The sequence below is a fragment of the Maribacter aquimarinus genome (assembly GCF_047345505.1).
Taxonomy (GTDB): Bacteria; Bacteroidota; Bacteroidia; order Flavobacteriales; family Flavobacteriaceae; genus Maribacter.
On record NZ_JBLFEO010000018.1, the window covers coordinates 62,410 to 84,137 of the forward strand.

20 protein-coding genes are annotated in these 21,728 nt (G+C 50.6%); 3 read left to right on the forward strand and 17 right to left on the reverse strand.

Going from position 1 to position 21,728, the window contains the following annotated elements; genetic code table 11:
- Positions 1-8: 8 nt before the first annotated feature.
- From ACKWCC_RS13120 to recR, 13 genes are all read right to left on the reverse strand, one after another.
- Positions 9-1,721: an amidase family protein gene (locus ACKWCC_RS13120; RefSeq protein ID WP_413996401.1), complete on the reverse strand. Its 1,713-nt coding sequence runs from the start codon at positions 1,719-1,721 to the stop codon at positions 9-11.
- 260 nt (positions 1,722-1,981) lie between these two features.
- Positions 1,982-2,947, reverse strand: a complete 966-nt coding sequence (gene ftsY, locus ACKWCC_RS13125; RefSeq protein ID WP_413996402.1) for a signal recognition particle-docking protein FtsY — start codon at positions 2,945-2,947, stop codon at positions 1,982-1,984.
- 86 nt (positions 2,948-3,033) lie between these two features.
- The gene (locus ACKWCC_RS13130) at positions 3,034-3,186 is read right to left on the reverse strand and encodes a DUF4295 domain-containing protein (protein WP_413996403.1); all 153 of its coding nucleotides are present in this window, start codon (positions 3,184-3,186) and stop codon (positions 3,034-3,036) included.
- Between the two features lie 40 nt (positions 3,187-3,226).
- A complete protein-coding gene (rpmG, locus tag ACKWCC_RS13135; RefSeq protein ID WP_413996404.1) occupies positions 3,227-3,409 on the reverse strand; it encodes a 50S ribosomal protein L33 in 183 nt (60 codons plus the stop codon).
- Positions 3,410-3,428: 19 nt separating this feature from the next.
- Positions 3,429-3,665 carry a 50S ribosomal protein L28 gene (gene rpmB, locus ACKWCC_RS13140; RefSeq protein WP_413996405.1) on the reverse strand — a complete coding sequence of 79 codons (237 nt, stop codon included), beginning with the start codon at positions 3,663-3,665 and terminating at the stop codon, positions 3,429-3,431.
- A gap of 60 nt (positions 3,666-3,725) precedes the next feature.
- Positions 3,726-4,982, reverse strand: coding sequence for a competence/damage-inducible protein A (locus tag ACKWCC_RS13145; protein WP_413996406.1), 1,257 nt, complete (start codon positions 4,980-4,982; stop codon positions 3,726-3,728).
- Positions 4,982-5,320: an Hpt domain-containing protein gene (locus ACKWCC_RS13150; protein WP_413996407.1), complete on the reverse strand. Its 339-nt coding sequence runs from the start codon at positions 5,318-5,320 to the stop codon at positions 4,982-4,984. The genes ACKWCC_RS13145 and ACKWCC_RS13150 overlap by 1 nt, the downstream gene beginning before the upstream one ends.
- A complete protein-coding gene (locus tag ACKWCC_RS13155; protein WP_413996408.1) occupies positions 5,320-5,931 on the reverse strand; it encodes a fumarylacetoacetate hydrolase family protein in 612 nt (203 codons plus the stop codon). The genes ACKWCC_RS13150 and ACKWCC_RS13155 overlap by 1 nt, the downstream gene beginning before the upstream one ends.
- Positions 5,932-5,938: 7 nt before the next feature.
- Positions 5,939-6,853 carry a carboxypeptidase-like regulatory domain-containing protein gene (locus ACKWCC_RS13160; RefSeq protein ID WP_413996409.1) on the reverse strand — a complete coding sequence of 305 codons (915 nt, stop codon included), beginning with the start codon at positions 6,851-6,853 and terminating at the stop codon, positions 5,939-5,941.
- Complete coding sequence (locus tag ACKWCC_RS13165; RefSeq protein ID WP_413996410.1) at positions 6,854-7,630, reverse strand: exonuclease domain-containing protein; 777 nt, start codon at positions 7,628-7,630, stop codon at positions 6,854-6,856.
- An 84-nt stretch (positions 7,631-7,714) separates the two neighbouring features.
- Positions 7,715-8,974: a DUF481 domain-containing protein gene (locus ACKWCC_RS13170; protein ID WP_413996411.1), complete on the reverse strand. Its 1,260-nt coding sequence runs from the start codon at positions 8,972-8,974 to the stop codon at positions 7,715-7,717.
- Between the two features lie 269 nt (positions 8,975-9,243).
- The gene (locus tag ACKWCC_RS13175) at positions 9,244-10,650 is read right to left on the reverse strand and encodes a dihydrolipoamide acetyltransferase family protein (RefSeq protein ID WP_413996412.1); all 1,407 of its coding nucleotides are present in this window, start codon (positions 10,648-10,650) and stop codon (positions 9,244-9,246) included.
- An 86-nt stretch (positions 10,651-10,736) separates the two neighbouring features.
- Positions 10,737-11,360, reverse strand: a complete 624-nt coding sequence (gene recR / locus ACKWCC_RS13180; protein WP_413996413.1) for a recombination mediator RecR — start codon at positions 11,358-11,360, stop codon at positions 10,737-10,739.
- 68 nt (positions 11,361-11,428) lie between these two features.
- Between recR and ACKWCC_RS13185 the strand changes: the two genes are divergently transcribed.
- Positions 11,429-12,946 (forward strand): sodium:solute symporter, encoded by a 1,518-nt coding sequence (locus ACKWCC_RS13185; protein ID WP_413996414.1) that lies wholly within the window; start codon positions 11,429-11,431, stop codon positions 12,944-12,946.
- A gap of 36 nt (positions 12,947-12,982) precedes the next feature.
- Here ACKWCC_RS13185 and ACKWCC_RS13190 read toward each other — a convergent pair whose 3' ends face one another.
- Together ACKWCC_RS13190 and ACKWCC_RS13195 are read right to left on the reverse strand one after the other, a co-directional pair.
- Positions 12,983-13,342, reverse strand: a complete 360-nt coding sequence (locus ACKWCC_RS13190) for a CoA-binding protein (RefSeq protein WP_413996415.1) — start codon at positions 13,340-13,342, stop codon at positions 12,983-12,985.
- A gap of 294 nt (positions 13,343-13,636) precedes the next feature.
- Positions 13,637-14,647: a 3-oxoacyl-ACP synthase III family protein gene (locus tag ACKWCC_RS13195; protein WP_413996416.1), complete on the reverse strand. Its 1,011-nt coding sequence runs from the start codon at positions 14,645-14,647 to the stop codon at positions 13,637-13,639.
- A gap of 191 nt (positions 14,648-14,838) precedes the next feature.
- On the opposite strand from ACKWCC_RS13195, the gene ACKWCC_RS13200 reads away from it, so the two are divergent.
- On the forward strand, positions 14,839-17,310 hold the full coding sequence (locus ACKWCC_RS13200; protein WP_413996417.1) for an alpha/beta hydrolase family protein: 2,472 nt from the start codon (positions 14,839-14,841) through the stop codon (positions 17,308-17,310).
- A 164-nt stretch (positions 17,311-17,474) separates the two neighbouring features.
- Here the strand turns inward: ACKWCC_RS13200 and ACKWCC_RS13205 are convergent, their stop codons facing one another.
- Complete coding sequence (locus ACKWCC_RS13205) at positions 17,475-18,788, reverse strand: ABC1 kinase family protein (RefSeq protein ID WP_413996418.1); 1,314 nt, start codon at positions 18,786-18,788, stop codon at positions 17,475-17,477.
- Positions 18,789-18,806: 18 nt separating this feature from the next.
- A complete protein-coding gene (locus ACKWCC_RS13210; RefSeq protein WP_413996419.1) occupies positions 18,807-19,460 on the reverse strand; it encodes a TetR family transcriptional regulator C-terminal domain-containing protein in 654 nt (217 codons plus the stop codon).
- Between the two features lie 352 nt (positions 19,461-19,812).
- Here ACKWCC_RS13210 and htpG point away from each other — a divergent pair, with 352 nt between their 5' ends.
- Positions 19,813-21,702, forward strand: a complete 1,890-nt coding sequence (gene htpG / locus ACKWCC_RS13215; RefSeq protein WP_413996420.1) for a molecular chaperone HtpG — start codon at positions 19,813-19,815, stop codon at positions 21,700-21,702.
- The last annotated feature ends 26 nt before the right edge of the window (positions 21,703-21,728 follow it).

Consider the following 21,728-nt stretch of genomic DNA (forward strand, 5'->3'; position numbering starts at 1 on the left):
AGGTATGCTCACCTATAGGCCTCCGGCATTTTACGCATGGGAAACTGCTGTTCAAACCCAGCTCCAAGCCGCAAGAGTTCCGCTTCGGAAAATGGCTTTCCAATAAAGGTGAGGCTCACCGGCTCTCCCGTTTTCCTATAGCCCATGGGTACCGTCAATGCAGGATACTTGGCCACGGCGGCATAACCGGCATGGCGGTTGTTCATGGAGAGTACGGCATCCAGGTCATGGCCATCCAAGGCTTCATTGAAATACCGGCGGCCGTTCCTTTCCAAGGTTTCCTTTATTCGCCCCAAATCAGCCGCGGAAGTGGTATCGGCCAAGATGCCCTCAAAAACCGCCTGCCCGTAGGGAATGCGCACCAAGGAATCGGCCTTGTTGAAGGCAAAGGCATCTTCCACCCCAGCGATCCGCACCAGGGCAGTGTCCGTGTGTTGCCGCAGGTAGGCCGGGAGATCGGTCTTCATGTCCAAATTTAGAATGCTTATAAATCCGTCCATTGAAACCTCGGGCGGTGTAAAGGAAACGATGGTGGCTCCGGCCCCCCTTAACTTTTCCACTGTGGCCGCATAGCTACTGTCGCGCTCCATCAACCCAATGAAGACACCCAGGCGCATTTCCGAAACCGGCGTGGGTACCAAGGTGCTGGTCAAGACCTCCGAAAGCGGGGCCACGGAACTGGCATCGTCATCATCCTTGCCCATCATGGCAGAGAGCAATATGGCATTGTCCGCAACCGTCTTGGTCATGGGGCCGGGTGTGTCCAGCGTGCTGGAAATGGGAACAATACCTCCACGGCTCAACACCCCAATGGTAGGCTTTAGCCCCACCACCGAATTCTGTGAACTGGGCGATAAAATGGACCCTGAGGTTTCGGTGCCCACGGCAGCCACGGCATAATTGGCCGCTACCGCCGTACCGCTCCCTGAGCTAGACCCTCCCGTTTCAAAAATACGACGACCATAGGGATTCAAGGTCTGCCCGCCCATGGCACTGTACCCCACGGGACAACCGGAGCACATGAAATAGGCCCATTCACTAAGGTTCACCTTTCCCAAGATGAGCGCTCCGTGCTCCTTTAAACGCTTTACGATAAAGGCATCTTCCGTCTCATTGTTTCGCAGCGCAATGCTACCGGCGGTGGTGGGCATGCCCTCGGTATTGATGTTGTCCTTCAATAAAATGGGCATGCCGTAAATGGGGTGCTTTCCCTTGGGCTCCTTCCCTGCTGCCTTGACCTGGTCCAAGGCCCTGGCCTGGGCCACCACTTGGCCATTTAAGGCCATAATGGTATTCAGGGTGGCGGCATTGTCCAGCTCATAGGTATAGATGCGCTTCAAATAAAACAGCACCAACTGTTCATAAGAAAGGGCACCGGCATCAAGATGACCCCTCAGGGTCTGTATGTCCTGTTCCAGAACCAAGGGCGCAAGGGTTTTATAGTCCGCTTCCGAAAGGGACAGCACCTCTTCGTACAAGGGCAAGAACACCTTGTTTTTATCCATTACCTTGGACTGGATGAGCTTGTACCGCATCCTCTCCGTGGGGTGGTCTGCGTTCTGGGCCACCTCGGTGGCATCGTCATAGGGTTCCCAGATCCTTATGGTGTCCTGTTTCGTACTTGCCGCATCACGGCAGCTACCGGCCAGGGCCAACAAACACAGGACGAACAGCAGTCTTGTAAATGGGCCAACCCGCTCCTTACTATTTTTTAGTCTCATAACCGTGTTTTTTTTTGCGGTACTCATACCCGTAATGTACAAAAGGTTTTAAACCGGGTAAAGGATGGCAACAAAAGAAATGATCCAGATGATGCCTTAAAAATTCCATTCCCAAAGGCCCATATAATCCGGGTTTAAAAACATACCCCCTCGGGGAATGGATGGCAACCCCTTACCGCATGTGGGTCAAGACCTGTCATGGCCCTTTTTAAACCATACAAAAAATACGGCCTTAAAAGACACAGGGACCCCGCGCAGCATCAGTGCCCCAATTTAAAAAAAGAATCCACAAACTCCATTTTGTTGAACACCTGTAGGTCATTGATGCCCTCTCCCACCCCTATGTACTTCACGGGAATCTGGAACTGATCGGATATCCCAATGACCACCCCGCCCTTGGCGGTACCGTCCAATTTGGTTACCGCAAGAGCGGTTACCTCGGTGGCTTTGGTAAACTGCTTGGCCTGCTCAAAGGCATTCTGCCCCGTGGAACCGTCCAGGACCAAGAGCACCTCGTGCGGGGTACCTTCCACCACCTTTTGCATGACCCTTTTTATCTTGGTGAGCTCGTTCATCAGATTGACCTTGTTGTGCAATCTGCCGGCAGTGTCAATGATGACCACGTCTGCCTGCTGTTTCACGGCAGAGCTCAGGGTATCAAAAGCCACGGAGGCCGGATCGCTCCCCATCTTTTGCTTTACAATGGGCACGTTTACCCGATCGGCCCAGACCTGAAGTTGATCAATGGCCGCCGCACGGAAGGTGTCCGCGGCACCCAGTACCACTTTGAGGCCCTGCGATTTGAACTGCTGTGCCAGCTTTCCTATGGTGGTGGTCTTGCCCACCCCATTTACGCCCACCACCATGATCACATAAGGTCTTTTGTCCTCTGGCAACACTACCTCTGCCGTGTCATCCCCATTATGGGTCTCGGCGAGCAAGCCCGCTATTTCTTCCCTTAAAATGCCGTTGAGCTCTTCCGTGCCCATGTACTTGTCCCTGGCCACCCGAGCCTCAATGCGCTCTATGATCTTCAGGGTGGTGTCCACGCCCACATCGGAAGAGACCAGCACCTCTTCAAGATTGTCCAGGACATCATCATCTACCTTGGACTTCCCGGCCACCGCCTTGCCCAATTTGGAGAAAAAACTGGTCTTGCTCTTTTCGAGCCCTTTGTCCAGGGTCTCTTTCTTTTCCTTGGAAAATATCTTCTTAAACAAACTCATACCAAATGCTATAGCACCTCAAATATAGAAATTAAAAAGCCCCTTTCTAAAGAAAGGGGCCCATTTACTTTTGTTGTGACAACCAATTATTTCTTGGCGATCCAATCGTTCACCATTTCGGGCGGCATCACGGATTCCACAAAAACGTAGGCTCCCGATTTTGGGGATTTGACCATCTTGATGGCCTTGGTTAATCTTTTGGAACTTGATTGTAAACTTGCAACGGTCTTCTTTGCCATAACTCAATGTTTTATGCTGCCCTTTGTCCTGTACAAAAGACTATTTGATTTCTTTGTGAACGGTCATCTTTTTAAGGATGGGGTTGAACTTTTTCAACTCTATGCGCTCTGGGGTGTTCTTTTTGTTCTTGGTGGTGATGTACCTGGAGGTACCTGGCTTGCCAGACTCCTTGTGCTCGGTACACTCCAAAATGACCTGTATTCTATTTCCTTTCTTTGCCATTGTATTCTTGTATTACCGATTACTTGATGTATCCGTTGCCCTTTGCCTCCTTGAGAACGGCTGAAATCCCTTTCTTGTTGATTCGCTTCAAAGCTTTCATGGACACCTTTAGGGTGATCCAACGATCTTCCTCTGGGATGTAAAAGCGCTTTTTGGAAAGATTGACGTCGAATCTCCTTCTGGTCTTGTTAATGGAAAAGGAAACATTGTTTCCGAACATTGCCCTCTTTCCGGTAATTTCACAGACTTTTGACATGGTGTCTCTTATTTTCTTTAAACAGGATGCAAATTTATATCATTTTTATCTTACGGCCAACTATAGGCTTGAGATTTTTACCAATTCTTTCTGGAGCATCTCAAGTGCCTTGTGCACAGACTTTTGCACAATTCGCTCCCTATGGTTTCCCATGCTGAATTCTTCCGAAAAAACACCTGTTGGCGTAGCGATCGCAAGATGTACGGTGCCCACGTCCGCGTTGGAGTCTCCCTTGGTGGGGCCTGCATTTCCGGTGGTGGCAATGGCCATATCGGCCTGCATTAAGCGCTGTGCCCCCAGCGCCATGGCCTGGGCCACCTGGGCACTTACCACGGAATGTTTCTCCACCAGGTCACTTGGCACCCCCAACACCTTGATCTTGGTTTCGGTGGCATAGCTTACCACACTGCCCCTAAAGTAAGCAGAGGCCCCGGGAATCCCGGTCAGGGTCTTGGCGATGGCCCCACCCGTAAAGCTCTCCGCGGTGGCCAGGGAAAGTCCTTTTTTGGTGAGCAAGGCCGCCACCGTTTCCTCAATGTCCTCTTCGCCCTCCGTACCGTAAATGATGTCCCCGATCAGCGGGTACAACTTGTCCACAGCCTCGGAAACAGCCTTTTCCAGCAGCTCACGGTCCGGTCCCTTTGCGGTTAACCGCAGGCGCACCTTGCCCAGGTTGGGCAAATAGGCCAGTTTCACAAATTTGGGCAAATGCGTTTCCCAGTCCTCAATTTTCTGGGCTATGGCACTCTCGCCCAGGCCGTAGGTAATGATGGTTCTGTGCACAATGTGCGGACGGCGGTAATGGGCCACCAACTGTGGCACCACCTGATCGCGCAGCAAGGCCTTCATCTCAAAAGGAACGCCGGGAAGGGAGACAAAAACCGTGTTGCCATCCTCAATCCACATTCCGGGGGCCGTACCATAGGCATTGTGCAAGACCTTTGCCCTGCTGGGCACCATGGCCTGTTGGCGGTTGGTATCCGAGATGGGCGTGGAAATGTACTTTTCAAAAAGGGCTTCCACGTGGGCCAACACGGCTTCATTGCGCACCAGATGGTCCTTAAAAAATTCGCAGAAGGTATGCTTGGTAATGTCGTCTTTGGTGGGCCCCAGACCCCCTGTCACAATGACGAGGTCCACTTTTTCGCTGGCTTCCCCCAAGGCGGCCAAAATATGCTCGCGCTCATCCTGAACAGAGGTGATCTGATGGACCGAGACACCAATTTTATTGAGCTCCTTGGCTATGAAGGCAGAATTGGTGTCCACGATTTGGCCAATGAGAATCTCATCGCCAATGGTAATGATCTCTGCCAGCATCAGTGGTCAAAATCTTTCCTTAATTGGGCCACCACTTGGTCAATATCCGTTTTCAGCAGTGGAAAAAGAGCCTCAAGCTCTGCCATACTGGCCTCTTTTTTGCCCAGGGTCTCGATCTGGAGCGCCACTGCCCTTGTCTGCTCCATCCCCAACAAATCCACATTGGGCTTGATCTTATGGGCCATTTTGTACACCTGTTCGTGGTCCTTAGCCGCCAGGGCGGCTCCCAAGGCGTCCAAATCCTGGGGCACCTCATCCAAAAAGACGGTGATCACGGATTGTATGAAATCCTCGTCCCCCTCGGCCATTTCATTGATTTTGTCCAGACTGTAGATCATTATTTTATGTTTACGGTAAAGAGCGTTTCGTTTTCCAAACTACCCGAAAGGTAGTCATTTGCCACTACTCTGCCAACACCTTTGGGCGTTCCGGTAAAGAGCACATCCCCTTTTTTCAGGGTAAAGAACTGGGAGACATAGGCAATGATGTCATCTATGCCGTAGAGCATGGCCCCTGTGTTGCCCTCTTGCACGGTGACATCGTTCTTTTTTAGCGAAAAATTAAGGTTGCCCAGATCGGAAAAACGTTCCTTGGGCAACCATTTGCCAATGACGGCGGCGCCGTCAAAACCCTTGGCTTTTTCCCAGGGCAGGCCTTTTCCCTTGAGCTCGGATTGCAGGTCTCGGGCCGTGAAATCTATGCCCAGGCCAATCTCATCATAATACTTGTGGGCAAATTTAGCGGCAATGTGCTTGCCCACTTTTTTAATTTTAACCAATACCTCTACCTCGTAATGGATATCATTGGAAAAATCGGGGATGTAAAAGTCCTGCTCCTTGGGCAAGACCGCAGAATCTGGTTTAATGAAGATCACCGGGGCCTTGGGACGTTCGTTGTTGAGCTCCTCTATGTGCTCCACATAATTTCTTCCGATGCAGATAATTTTCATGGTTCTGTTATTTTTCCTTGGACAATTTAAGTGCAATGGCGGGCACCAAATGGGCTTCCGTTTGTTTTCCCTTTATTGAAAAATTGGACCATTGCCCCAATCCGTACACCATGGTCCTGTAATTGGTGTTCTTTTGGTAAACGGCACCAAAGGAAGGCGCAAAACGGTCTTCTGAAACCATTTCCTTGGTAATGGGGTGCTCCCGTTTGGCAACGTACCAATTTGCGGGCAGAAACAACCATTCCAAGCCCACGTAGATACCCTCTTTGGGCACTTTAATGCCCAGAGGGGCCAGGTCAACGCTCACAAAATCCTCATTGGAATCACTGCTCAGGACAATGCTCTTGCGAACAAGATCTTTGCCCGGATGTCCGGTTTCCGGATCAACGGCATATAGGCGCAGGCGAAACTGTGAGCTGCCGGCCTTGAACCTACCGTCTTTTTGCATGTACACCGTTACCTTGTCCACATATTTCTTGGAAGCCCCCACATTGGGAAAGTACAGTGCCAGGACCCAGGGGGTCTCGGCAGAGGAAAAACCGCTTTTTATGCCATAACTGCTTATGGGGTTCAAAACGAGCATATCTCCCAGGGCCTGGGTCACCGTTACCTCGGCCAGTTCATAGGTCTCCTCTTCCGTATATATTTTCTTATTGGCCATAATGGCCCTGGCCTCCATGATCACATCCTCATAGCCCAGGGAGGAAATGTGCACCTTCTTGTCCAGGAAATCCTTGGGCACATCCACATAAAAATAACCCTCCTCATTGCTCGAAGTGCCCTTGAGGGAGTTCATGAAACTGATGTTGGCATAAGGGATGGGGGCTTTTGTCCTGGCATCGTACACGTGCCCCTCAAAGAGCACCTCTTGGGAGCGGCCGGCCAGGGCCAACAATAAAAACAGGGGCAAAAGCAACTTCATCTAACCCAGTTTGGTGTTTAGCTTGTTCAGTTTAATTTGCGTGAGCACCTTTTTGGTGTACAGCGGAAAATCTGCGTTTAGCATCCAACCGAAGTAACCGGGCTCGCGTTCCAGGACATCCAGCACCTTTTGGCCCTTGTGCTTCCCGAAGGTAAAGATTTCCTCGCCCTCCTCATTTCTGGCTATGAAACCGGCAAAGTCCACCGCATCTTTCCGCCTGGAAAACTCGGACAGTTTTTTAACATTGTTCTCCAGTTCCGGGTAGCGGTCCAATTGGGACAAGAGCACCTCATAGGTGGCCAGGGTATCGGCCTCGGCGCTGTGGGCATTGGCAAGGTCCTTGTTGCAATAAAAGGCATAGGCCGCGGCAAGGGTCCGTTTTTCCATTTTATGGAAAATGGTCTGTACATCCACGCTATGGGACTTTTTCATGTCAAAATCCACCCCGGCACGGAGCAGTTCTTCCGCCAGCAGGGGAATATCAAACCGATCTGAGTTGAAACCGCCAAGGTCACTGTCCTTGATCATCCCGTAAATTTCCTTGGAGAGTTCCTTGAAGGTGGGCTCGTTGGCCACTTTTTCGTTGGAAATGCCGTGCACGGCCACCACCTCCTCAGGTATGTGCATTTCCGGGTTCACCAACCAGGTCTTGCTCTCCTTGTTGCCATTGGGGTACACTTTTAAAATGGCCATTTCCACAATACGGTCCTTGGCCACATTGGTACCGGTGGTCTCCAGATCAAAAAAGCAAATTGGGCGCGTTAACTTCAACTCCATTTCGAGTGGTTTTTTGCAAATATAGGTCTTAGAACGTCGATATGGAGGTTCAAAAAAAAAAGCTTTTGCCCTGGCAAGGGCATCTCAGAGCCTTTGGTTGATGATGTTGTTAAAGGCCGAACCAAAGGTATAGCTCAGGCCCACCCTGAAGCCCAGTTCAAAATCTGTGGCGATCTGTTTCTGCTGCAACAGTACATCTTCAATGGAGGCATCGCCCGCGGGAAGGTTGATCAAATCCCTGATCACCTCGTAATTGCCGGAAAAGGTAACGGCAAGCCCCTTGAAGATTCGGATGGACAAGCGGGAGAACAACTGCACGCGGTTCTTGGCAAAGTTGTCCAAAAAAGCGGATCCCCGGAGACGGGCGTAGATATTGCCCCAGGGCTGTCTGTAGCGCAGTTGCATGTCCAGGGAATGATTGAAGACCCCTTCCGAATCCCGCTCAAAAATAGTGGTGTCAATGTAGTTGTTGTAGAAATAGCCCACCCGGTAGGCAAAGACGATCTCCCGCCGCAGCACTTCCCGGTAGGGAAAAATATTGTACTCAATGGCAGGGTTCACATAATGCGAAAAATCGATATTGGTAAAGGTGTTGTGCCGGGCACCGGCAAAGATGCCGCCGGACCAATGGTCCGAGAGGCTTCTGACCACGCTGGCGTCTGCGGAATAACGAATGCGCTCACTGGTGAAGGTGGCGTTGTTCTGCTGAAACTGGCTGCGGGCCTGGTTCATTTCCAGATCGGCCCGAATGCGCCATTTTTCCGTGACCCGATCACTTTCAAAACCCAGTTCGTACTCAAATTCCTGGCGGCTGCTCTCCTTGTCCAGCTCCGCCTCGCCGTACACCTCAAAAATCCAATTGTTCCAGGGATCTTCAAAATTGATGTCCTGTTGTTCCGAAGCCCCTTCGTTGGCTATGGTGTAGGTGACCTGGTCTGCCAAATCGGACTCCACAATGTACCTCAGCAACCCGGCTTTGATCTGTTTTACCAGCCCCTCGCGGACCTCGTCCGAAGTCATGTTGGGGTTGGTCTCATAGGACAGGTCCCCGGTAATGCCCTCATATTGGCCGGACCCCTTGAAATCCAAGAGATACGTGCGGCCGCCCGATCCGTTGGCAACGTCATAGATGAACAGTTGCACATTGGCCAAGGCCTGATCCCGCACATGGTTCACAAATTTTATCTCTTGCTGTATGTAACTGCGCTCACAATTGCAGTCCACAAACATTTTCAGGGGCTCATTGTCCTTTGGCATCGGTGGTTTCTGTGCCCGCATTGGGGCCAAGACCAGGGTCGCGAGAAAAAGGAACAATGCTCGTTGCCTTAGAAGAGAAGGTGCCATATAAAAAAGTAAGCCCTAAAAGTAAGGTAGAGCTGCCAAAACAGGACATACGCCAATGCACAACAATGTTAAAGTTGTCTTAAAGGGAATAGGAATGGGAGAGCCCTTCAGAGGTGTTGATCGGCCCCACAATGACCGTCCCTGAGCGCTTGATGCCACAAATGGATCCCTTGGGAAACGCTGGCCGTGGATCAAGGCCTCTTTTCAGTGTCCTGGGGCATGGAACGGAATGGGCCTCTTGCCAAAATCCTCTGCCCGGCATCCCGGCGTTAAGCTTCCCTGTCCATCTCCCAGGCCTCCAAATAGTCTGCCACCGCCTTGGCGAACATGCTGCCCAAGGCCCCGTTAACCACCCTGTGGTCATAACTGTGGGAAAGGTACATTTTACTGCGCACCCCAATGAAATCTCCTTCGGGGGTCTCGATTACGGAAGGGATCTTTCGTATGGCGCCCAGCGCCAAAATGCCCACTTGGGGCTGGTTGATGATGGGTGTCCCGAACACACTGCCAAAGGTGCCCACATTGGTAACGGTGTACGTGCCGTCCTGTACTTCATCTGGTTTCAGGGCGTTGTTCCTGGCACGGGTGGCCAGATCGTTCACCACCTTGGCCATGCCCACCAAGTTCAATTGGTCTGCATTTTTAATGACGGGCACTATGAGATTGCCATCTGGCAGGGCGGCGGCCATACCAATGTTAATGTGCTTTTTCTTTATGACCGTATCTCCCTTAACGGAGATGTTCATCATTGGGTATTTCTTCAGTGCCTTGGCAACGGCCTCCATAAAAATGGGGGTAAAGGTAAGTTTCTCTCCCTCGCGTTCTTGAAAGGATGTTTTTACCTTGTTGCGCCAATTGACAATATTGGTCACATCCACTTCAATAAAGCTCTGTACGTGGGCAGAAGTGGCCACGCTATCTGTCATGTGCTTGGCAATGAGCTTGCCCATGCGGGTCATGGGCATGGCCTCTTCCCCATTGGACAGCCCCTTGTCAACGGATCCGGAATCTTGCCCCCGGGTGGGCACAGCGGCCGGCACCTCTTTGGGCGCCCCCGTCCCTTGGGCGGGAACAACGGGCTCGGGAACCACGGTCTTCGGCTCCAGGTCCGCGGCGGGCCGGGGCACCGTTTTATGGGATGTGCCAGCGGACTTGCGCCGTTCAACATAAGAGAGAATATCGTTCTTGGTGACCCTACCTTCCAGGCCGGTGCCCTCAATGGCCTCCAGTTCCTGGAGGGAAATGTTCTCTTCCCTGGCAATGTTCTTCACCAACGGGGAATAAAAACGATCGGTGTCCGTATGGGCCAGTGTGGGCCCTGCCACGGTTTCCTGTGCCTGCTGTACCGCGGCTTCGGCCTCCTCCGCCATGGCCACCACCTCTTTTCCATCAACGGTGGCCGGCGCTTCATCATGGACCGCAACGGCACCTTCGGACTCCGTCTCAATAATGGCCACCACATCGCCCACCTTGACCACATCATCCACTTGATGGCACTTTTCCACCAAAATGCCTTCCACCTCACTCGGGACCTCACTGTCCACTTTGTCCGTGGCAATTTCAAACACCGCCTCATCCATTTCAATGGTATCGCCAATCTCCTTGAGCCAAGTGGTCAGGGTAGCTTCCGCAACGCTCTCTCCCATTCTTGGCAATTTCAGTTCAAATTTTGACATATCAATAAATTTTGGCCCGTGACCGCTATATATTTTGCAAAAATAATAAAAAACGGTCGATTATGCTGCGTAATGAACAGCAGTTCTCATCCGTTGGATTTTAGGGAACCCTCAAAAGGAATCCGGTTCAGGATACTTCTTCCCAAGGTGACCTCATCTGCATACTCCAGTTCATCTCCCACGGCAATGCCCCTGGCAATGGTGGAGGTGCCCACACCACTTCCCTCGATCTGCCGGTATATGTAAAAATTGGTGGTGTCCCCTTCCATGGTGGAGGGCAGGGCAAAGATCAGCTCCTTCACCTGGCCGCCCTTTACCTTGGCGAGCAAACTGCCCATGTTCAGGTCTTGGGGGCCAATGCCCTCCATGGGGGAGATCTTCCCGCCGAGCACGTGATAGTGCCCCCTGAACTGTCCGGTGTTCTCAATGGCCATGACGTCCCTGATGTCTTCCACCACGCAAACCAGTTCTCCGGTGCGCTTTGGATTGGCACAAATGTCGCACAAAACCTTGTCCGATATGTTGTGGCAGTTGCTGCAATACACCAAGTTGTTCCGTAGGGCCATCAATGATTGGGAAAGCTGTTCCGTTCTCTTGGTGGGCTGCTTTAACAAGTGCAGTACCAGGCGCAGGGCAGTGCGCTTTCCTATGCCCGGCAACTGGGACATTTCATACACCGCGTTCTCCAATAATTTAGAAGAGAAATCCATTGTTGCTGTTTGGGCCAAAATTACAGGTTATTTTTTCTTTTTGTACTTTGCGCACCAAATAAATTCCCATGTCCGGACTCCATATTCTCCTCTTGATCGGCGGTTATTTTGTGCTGCTTCTGGTCATTTCCCACTTTACCGGAAAGAACGATTCCAATGAGGATTTTTTCAAGGCCGGAAAGCAGTCCCCTTGGTACCTGGTGGCCTTTGGGATGGTAGGTGCCTCCCTGTCCGGGGTTACCTTCATATCCGTACCGGGCTGGGTGGCAGATTCCCAGTTCAGCTACATGCAGGTGGTGTTCGGTTACTTCTTTGGGTACATGGTCACCGCATTTGTGCTGCTGCCCATCTATTACCGGCAGAACGTGACCAGCATCTACGAATATCTGGATGAACGTTTTGGCTTTGTGAGCTACAAAGTGGGCGCGGTCTCCTTTTTCATATCACGGGTACTTGGTGCGGCTTTCCGGTTGTTTTTGGTGGCCATTGTGCTGCAACAATTTGTTTTTGATGCTTGGCAGGTACCGTTTGAGCTCACTGTGATACTTTCCATTTTGCTCATTTGGATATACACCTTTAAGGGCGGCATCAAGACCATTGTCTGGACAGATACCCTACAGACCCTTTTCATGTTGCTCTCCGTGGGGTTTTCCATCTATTTTATCTTGGATGAACTGAACTGGACCCTGGCCGATTATTTAAGCTCCCAGGAATTCAAGGCTTACAACAAAACCTGGTTCACCGAAGATTTCTTTGCCAAAAACCACCTCGTAAAATCCTTTTTGGGCGGTATGTTCATCACCATCTGCATGACCGGTCTGGACCAGGACATGATGCAAAAGAACCTCACCTGCCGCAATTTGGGCGAAGCCCAGAAGAACATGGTCAGTTTTAGCATTGTTCTGGTGCTGGTAACGTTTGTCTTTATGATGCTGGGAGCCCTTTTGTTCATCTACGCAGACCGTTATGACATTTCCCTCCCCCTTATGGACGGCAGCCCCAAATCCGATCTGCTCTTCCCGGAGATTGCCATTAACAGTGGCTTGGGAATGACCGTGGCCATCACCTTTATGCTGGGCCTCATTGCCGCCGCTTACAGCAGTGCGGACAGTGCCCTGACCTCCCTGACCACTTCTTTCTGCGTGGACTTTTTGGGCACGGGAAAAAAGACGGAAGAAGAGGCCAAGAAAACAAGAAGGGCCACCCACGTGGGCATGAGCCTCTTGTTGATTCTTGTGGTCATTGCCTTTAAGTACATTTTGGACCGCAATGTGATAGATGGGCTCTTAACGGTGGCATCCTACACGTATGGCCCACTTTTGGGCTTGTTCTCCTTTGGCATCTTCACCACATATAAGGTAAGGGACAAATTGGTGTGGGTGGTAGCGGTGGCCTCTGTGGGCCTCATTGTGGCCTTGGCCAAGGTACCGCCAAGCTATCTGGGCGGTTATGTCTTTGGTTACGAACTGCTCCCGCTAAATGGCCTGCTCACCTTTATAGGACTCTTTCTCATTAGGAAAAGAGCGCCCTTGGCCCAGACCGAACATCACTTGCGGTTACGCAACCACCCGGACCAAAGATCATGAACGGGCCAAAACGCCAGTGGCACGCACGGCCGTACCTCAATATTGCCCCGTGGCGAGCAGCACCAAGGTACAGGCCACTTCCACTTCAATGCCCGCGGCCTTCAATAGTTCATAAAATTCAGGGTTTTCCGTTCCAGGGTTGAAAATGACCCTTTTTGGCTGTAAACCAATGATTTCCATATAGTATTGCTTCTGCCGTTCCGGACCCAAATACAAAGTTAGGGTGTGAATATTTTGGAAGTGCTCCAAATTGGCCTTAACTTGTACCTTGCCCACAGTACCGGGCACAATGCCAAACCCCTCCACGGGGATTCCATTATTGGCAAGGGCCAGGACGGCCTTGTTACTATAACGATTTCTTTTTAAGGAAGTTCCAAAGACCAGTGTGTTCTTCATGTGTTAAGAAGGTTGTTAAACTTTGATAAATCTTGCAGGGTTTAAAAAAAAGTTGTCTATTTGTTGGTGTATTGAAACTTAGCAAGCAAGTGTAAAATACAGAGTTCACAAGATATTCATAATTGTTGATATCGCTATATATTTATAGTTAATGGTTAGTGTTTAGTATAGCTTATCAGCATAGAGGCCCGGATCAGATCCGGGCCTCGCTATTTTAGAATCCTTGTTCTCGCCAGTGGCCAAAGCCATTTTGTTCAGGACTTGACGGGGGTAAGCGTTTCCCAAAAACAGCACCTACCAGCGAATGATGGCACTGCCCCAAGTGAACCCGCTGCCAAAGGCGGCCAGGACCACGAGATCGCCAGATTTTACCCTTCCGGATTCCCAAGCCTCGGTGAGGGCAATGGGTATGGAAGCCGCGGTGGTGTTCCCGTAGCGCATGATATTATTGTAAACCTGGTGGTCCTTGAGACCAAATTTTTTCTGAATGAACTGGGAGATGCGCAAATTGGCCTGGTGGGGCACCAGCAGGTCTATATCCGATGCCTTTAATCCGTTTTGCCCCAAACCTTCCATAATGACCTCACTGAAGCGAACCACGGCATTTTTAAACACGAACTGCCCGTTCATATAAGGGAAGTACGACTCATCTTCCGGGTCCGCATCCTTTAGAATGTCCGTGACCCAACGTTTGCCCATGCCCGGCGCAATGAGGGAAAGCTCTTCCGCGTGCTGGCCCTCTGAGTGCAGGTGGGTGCTCAAAATGCCCTTTCCGGGATCTTCCTCCCTGCCCACAATGGCGGCACCGGCACCATCCCCAAAAATGACGGAGACACCGCGGCCCCTAGTGGTCATGTCCAAACCGTGGGAATGCAGTTCGGAACCGATCACCAGCACATTGCTGTACATACCGCTCTTTACGTACTGATCGGCCACGGATAGGGCGTAAACAAAACCAGAACATTGGTTCCTTACATCCAGGGCGCCCACGGTCTTTAGGCCAAGGTCCCTTTGTACCAGCACCCCGGGGCCGGGAAAGTAGTAATCGGGGCTCAGGGTGGCAAAAATGACAAAGTCAACCTCATCCTTGTCAATTTTGGCCCGATCTATGGCCCTTTCCGCGGCCTTAACGCCCATGGTGGTCGTGGTTTCCCCACTGCCCTTTACCACGTGCCGGCGTTCTTGGATACCGGTGCGTTCCTGGATCCAGGCATCGTTCGTATCCATAATGGCCGCCAGGTCATCATTGGTCACCACATTTTCAGGCACATAAAAACCCAGGCCCTTTATCTTAGCATTGTACATAGAAAGTCGTGTTTCCGCTCCGGTTGCATCCAGGGCATATTTAACGGAAAAGTAAAAAATATAATTGGGAGTATAAAGGATATGGGAGCAAATGCGCCCCTTAATGCCCCAAGGGATGACTTTTCCCCGAAAGGTAGGGCAAATGCACCTGAAAAATTGTAATTTGGGACATCGATTAAAAATCCGTAAAAATGAAAATTTGCAATACAATTCCGTTGAGACAATGCCTTTCCCTAATGGTGCTATTCAGCTTTTTGGGGTCCGTGGCACAGGAAAACCTTGGCTACCAAAAACCGTCCGAAGAGATATTATCCTTGGTAGAGGCCCCGATGGCGCCCTCGGTACTGATGACAGATAATGGGGACCATATGCTGTTCCTCTACAGGAACCAGTACAAGACCATTGCGGAACTTTCCGAGACCGAACTCCGTTTGGCGGGCCTGCGCATCAACCCAAAAACCAATATTGGGAGCCGCACCAATTATTACAACAACATAAAGATAAAGGGCAAGGGAGACAGCAAGGAGGTGGCCGTGGCCAATTTGCCCGAGGCTGCCAGACTGGCCAACTTTGCCTTCTCACCGGACCAGACCAAAATAGCCGCCACCAACACCACGGACCAAGGCGTGGAGGTCTGGGTGGTGGACCTTGCCTCCGCCACCGCCAAACGGCTCACAGCGGCCACGGTGAACGCCAATATGGGAGATGTGATCAATTGGTTCAGGGACGGGCAGTCCGTTCTGGTAAAAATGTTGCCCAAGGACCGTAAGCCACTCCTGAACATCACGGCGGCCGTACCAAAGGGGCCGGTTGTCTCTGTAAATGATGGGAAAAAGGCCCAAAACAGGACCTACCAAGACCTGTTAAAGAATCCCAACGACGAATTCAACTTTGAACAATTGGCGCGCTCCGAACTGCACCAAGTGCGCTTGGATGCAAGCAGTACGCCCTGGAAAGGGACCGATCTCTACCGGAACATCAGTTTCTCCCCCAACGGGGATTACGTCATGGTGGTCACCGTAAAAAGACCCTTTTCCTACCTGGTGCCCTATACCCGTTTTCCAGCCACCACAACCGTGTATGACCGGAATGGCAAGTTGGTGAAAACCCTTCTGGAGGTGCCCCTTATAGAAGACCTGCCCAAAGGCTTTATGGCGGTCAGGGAAGGGATGCGGAGTTTGAGCTGGCGGAGCGACAAGCCCGCCTCACTGGTGTATGCCAGTGCCCTGGACGGTGGTGATCCGGCCAATGAGGTGGCCTACCGGGACGAAGTCTTTCAATGGGACGCCCCCTTTAACGGAAACCCAAGATCCTTGATTAAAACCAAGAACAGGTACCGCTACATTCAATGGGGCGATGACCATGTGGCCATAGCCCATGATCGCTGGTGGAACAACCGAAATGCCAAGAGCTATCTCTTTGATCCTTCCGATGCCACCCAAGAGGCCGTGGTGCTCTCGGACAGAAATTACCAAGACCGCTACAGTGACCCCGGAAGGTTCGTGACCAAGCGGGACAAAAATGGCATGAACGTTCTGGACCTGCACAGGGGCAAGGCCTATCTCATGGGCGAGGGGCATACCGCCCAAGGGCAGTTTCCCTTTGTGGATGAAATGGACCTGAACACCCTTGACAAAAACAGGGTGTACACCTCTTCCTTGGAAGGAAAAAAAGAGCGCTTGGTTGCCTTTGACCCCAAAAAAAACGAATTGTTGGTGAGCGTGGAATCGCCCAAGGAGTACCCCAATTACTATCTTAAAAACATCAAAAACCCAGGAAAAACGGAGCAGCTCACAAATTTTGACAATCCGTTCAAGAGCTTACAGGACGTTTACAAAGAGGTGATCACCTACCAACGGGACGACGGACTAGAGCTGAGCGGCACCCTTTATCTGCCCGTGGGCTACGACAAGGAAAAGAAAGAAAAAATGCCCATGATCCTTTGGGCCTACCCCAGGGAGTACAAGGACAAGAACAGCGCCTCACAAAACACCCAGAACCCCAATGATTTCACCTATCCGTACTGGGGGTCGCCGGTGTATTGGGTCACCAAGGGCTACGTGGTCCTGGCCAACGCCGCCTTCCCCATTATCGGGGAAGGGGAAGAGCAGCCCAATGACAGTTTTAGGAAACAGCTTGTGGCCAATGCCAAAGCGGCCATAGACGCCGTGGACGGCATGGGGTACATTGATACGGACAGGGTGGCCGTTGGCGGGCACAGCTATGGTGCCTTTATGGTGGCCAACCTCCTCTCCCACTCCGATCTGTTCGCAGCGGGCATAGCCAGGAGCGGGGCCTACAACAGAACACTTACCCCATTTGGTTTCCAGAGCGAGGAACGCAGCTATTGGGAGGCACCGGAGGTGTATTACACCATGAGCCCCTTTATGCACGCCGACAAAATGAAAACCCCGCTCTTATTGGTGCACGGCGAAGCAGACAACAATTCTGGCACCTACCCCATGCAGAGCGAACGCTATTTCAATGCCCTGAAGGGCCTGGGCGCCACGGTGAGATTGGTGATGCTGCCCAAGGAAAGCCACGGTTACCGGGCCAAGGAAAGCATTATGCACCTGTTATGGGAACAGGACCAATGGTTGGAAAAATACGTAAAGCAAGCCAACCCCATTGAACTGTCCCAGCCCATGAAAAACGATGGTTGACCATTTTTAGCCGATATATATTCCTGCCAAATGAAAACCCGAATTTCTGTCTCTTTCTTTTTCCCTTTGCCGTCGTTCAAATTATGAACCGTAGCTATGGCTATGCTTAAGAATTTGTCCTGGGCAAAGAAAAAAATAAAATTGTCATAATTTTCGGGTTTTCATTAAGCATCAATATACTTTCGGAAATTGTTCACCACAATTTTGGCCTTTAGGTCATGCAGTAGATTGTAGAGCCCAAAAAAGGTACGGTTCATGTAAAGAAAGTGCCGGGAGCCCCTGTTTCCGTTCATTTTACGGATGGTCTTGTCCGAGGCGTACTTTTCGCTCAGGGCGGCAATGCGCGCCCAAAAGACATCGTCCCCAAAATCGAACTCCGCTCCGTGAAAGGGTGAGGTAAAGAGGCTCAACATTTCGTGGAACAAAGATTTAAAAAAGGCGACCTCTTCCGGGGAATCGCTGGGCAAGAGAATTTCCAACTGGTACATTTTTTCACTGAAAATGGCATCATTGCCAATATTGTCCTTGTTGGCCATCTCAAAATAGGGCGTGTAAAAAGAATCTGGTATTTCCTTGATGCAACCAAAGTCAATGGCAATGAGCTCCCCGGCATCACTGATCAAGAAGTTACCGGGATGGGGATCGGCATGCACCTTTTTTAGCCCGTGTATCTGGTACATGTAGAAATCCCATAGGGTCTGTCCCAGGGCATGGCCCAGGTCTTCGGGAAAATCGGTCTTTACAAATTCCCCCAGGTGTTGCCCGTGCATCCAGTCCATCGTTATGATGCGCGCACTGGAGAGCTCGGGGTAATAGGAAGGGAACCTTAGATTGGGGATGGCGGCACAGGCCTGCGTGATCTCTTTGCTTTGCTTCAGCTCAAGAACATAGTCCGTTTCTTCCACCAGTTTGTCCTCTACCTCCTTGAAATATTTTTCCGAATCCTTACCCTTGAGATTGAACATCCTAATGGCAATGGGCTTCACAAGGGCCAGATCACTGCCTATGCTCTGGGCCACACCGGGATACTGGATCTTTACGGCCAATTCCTTGCCGTTTTTCGTGGCCTTGTGCACCTGCCCTATGCTCGCCGCGTTCACCGAGTCCTTGTTGAAGCTGTCATAAAGCTCCTCGGGATATTTTCCCATGTATTGTTTAAAGGTCTTGCGCACCAAGGGAGCGGACAAGGGAGGCACGGAAAACTGGGAAAGGGAAAACTTTTCCACATAGGCGTTGGGCAAGAGGTTCTTCTCCATGCTCAGCATCTGGGCCACTTTCAGCGCGCTGCCCTTTAGGCTTTTGAGTCCGTCGTAGATATCGCCCGCATTGTCTTCGTTGAGCTCGTCCCTGCCAAACTCGGGGTTCACGAGTTTTTTGCCGTAGTACTTGGCATAGTTTCCCCCAATCTTTACGCCGGTCTTGACCAATTTACTGGCCCTTTCAATCTTTCCCGTGGGTATTTTGTCCAATGTTTTCAAGCGTGCTGGGGTTTTAGATTATGTCACGGTCTCTTTGTACAAAAACTTGCCAAAGTCCAATATGTTTTCCAAGGGGGTATTGTCAAAAACATCAAAAATGGTGTTCACGGACTTTTCAATGGCCATATCGGTCTTTTCAAAACCCTTGCTGTCGTCCTTCATCCAAAAGCGCATGATGAAGAGGGTTTGGAGCCAGGCCCCTTCCGAGAAGATGCGCGGATTGTGCTGGGTGATCTTTGCGGATTTTTCCGCATTTCCGTCCAAGATAAGTTCCTTGGCAAAGTGCTTCACTTTCTTTCGGAGCCCCTTTAGTTGCTCCACGTTCTTGAGCATGTTGCCCTCCTCGTCCAGAGCAAAGAGAACATAGCTTCGGTTCAGGGTGAGCATTTCAAAAAAAGTATAGAAGAAGGTGAGCATCTTGTCCTTGTTGCTGAAACCGGCGTACTCCTTGTTATTCTGCATCAAGGAGAGCGATTTGTTGAAGAGGGCCTCCCAGATGCCTTTTTTCAGGGCATCCATGGAACCAAAGAACAGGTAAAAATCCGATTCGGCCAGTTTGTTGGCCTTACAGAATTTATAGACAGATTTCGGAAACTTTTCGTGTTCCAAAACGTAGTCCATGTACAGTTCCATAATGTGATCTTCCGTTATTTTCTTTGCCTTTGTAGCCATATCGTGAAGCATTTAATTGTAAGTGATGCACCAAAACATAAAGTTCGGGATTATTTCCGGGGTAACAAAAACGTGCTTTCTCTCGAAAGCACGTTTTCTAACAACCTAACCAATAAATAATCAAAACGTGATTATGATGTAAAGACCTTTTTCATAGCAATCTTCTTCCTAACCACACTTCAAAGATAAAGTATGTTTAACTTTTAATCTAATTTATTAAACAAAAAATATGTTAAACTTTCAAGGGCTTCCACTATGCCACTTTGTCACACCCGATGAAAATGGTATTCTATTTGAAATAGGGCTTGGCACATATGAACCTATCAACATAAGAACAACTAAAAGTATCATTATGGCTACAGGCAAGATCAATGTTTCAGTGGACAACATTTTTCCGCTCATAAAGAAGTTTTTGTACAGCGACCATGAAATTTTCCTAAGGGAACTCATATCCAACGCAACGGATGCCACATTAAAGTTAAAGCACCTGACCTCCATTGGCGAGGCCAAGGTGGAGTACGGCAGCCCCATGATCGAGGTGAAGGTGGACAAAGAGGGCAAGAAATTGCACATCACGGACCAGGGCATTGGCATGACCGAGGAAGAAGTGAAAAAATACATTAACGAGGTGGCTTTCTCCGGTGCCGAGGAATTCTTGAACAAGTATGACGATGCCGCCAAGGACACCGGTATCATAGGCCATTTTGGCCTTGGGTTCTACTCGGCCTTTATGGTGGCCCAGAAAGTGGAGATCATTACCAAGAGCTACAAGGACGAACCCGCCGTTCACTGGTCCTGTGACGGTTCCCCGGAGTTTACCATTGCCACGGCAGAAAAGGACGGCCGGGGCACCGAGATCATCCTGCACATTGCGGAAGACTCCACCGAGTTCCTGGAAGAGGCCCGGATCAGTGAACTTTTGCGCAAGTACAACAAGTTCATGCCCATACCCATAAAGTTTGGCACCAAAACGGAGACCCTGCCAAAACCCGAGGATGCCAAAGAAGATGATCCCGCTCCCACCAGGGAAGTGGACAACATTATAAACAACCCCAACCCGGCCTGGACCAAACAGCCCGCCGATCTTAAGGACGAGGACTACAGCACCTTCTACAGGGAACTGTACCCCATGCAGTTCGAGGAGCCTTTGTTTCACATTCACCTTAATGTGGACTACCCCTTTAACCTTACGGGAATCCTGTACTTTCCCAAGCTCACCAATGACCTTAACATACAGAAAGACAAAATACAGCTTTACCAAAACCAAGTATTTGTCACCGATAACGTAGAGGGCATTGTCCCCGAATTCCTCACCATGCTAAGGGGGGTCATTGATTCCCCGGACATTCCCCTGAACGTATCCCGTTCCTACCTGCAGGCAGATGGGGCCGTGAAGAAGATATCATCTTACATAACACGGAAGGTGGCAGACAAACTCAACTCCCTCTTTAAAAACAACCGGGAGGACTTTGAGAAAAAATGGAACGACATCAAGATCGTGATCGAGTACGGCATGCTGTCCGAGGACAAATTCTTTGAAAAGGCCGATAAATTTGCCCTATACCCCACCGTTGATGGCGCGTATTACACCTTTGCCGAGCTGGAAGAAAAAATAAAGCCCGCACAGACGGACAAGGACGATAAGATGGTGGTGCTCTACGCCTCGGACAAAGAGGCCCAGCACAGTTACATTGAGGCCGCCAAGGCCAAGGGCTACGAGGTATTGCTCCTGGACAGCCCCATCATTGCCCACCTGATGCAAAAATTGGAGACCTCCAAAGAAAAGATATCCTTTGCCAGAGTGGATGCCGATCACATAGACAACCTGATCAAAAAAGACGAGGAACAGATCAGCAAGCTCAGTGACGAGGAGAAAGACACGCTAAAAACCCAACTGGAAGAGGTCTTGGGCGAAAAGAGCAGCTATACCGTGCAGCTGGAGCCCATGGAAAGCAGCGCTGCCCCCTTCATCATCACCGAACCGGAGTTCATGCGCCGCATGAAAGAAATGCAACAGACGGGCGGTGGCGGCATGTTCGGGATGGGCAACATGCCGGAGATGTACAACCTGATCGTGAACACCAACCACGAACTGGTGGGAGAGATCTTGAACACCAAGACGGCCAAGAAGCGAGCACGGCTCATTAACCAATCCATAGATTTGGCGCGGCTCTCCAAAGGCCTGCTCAAGGGCGAGGAACTCACCAACTTCATAAAACGAAGTTACGATATGGTAAAGTAGTTTTCCGGTGGCACGGAGCTGCGCTG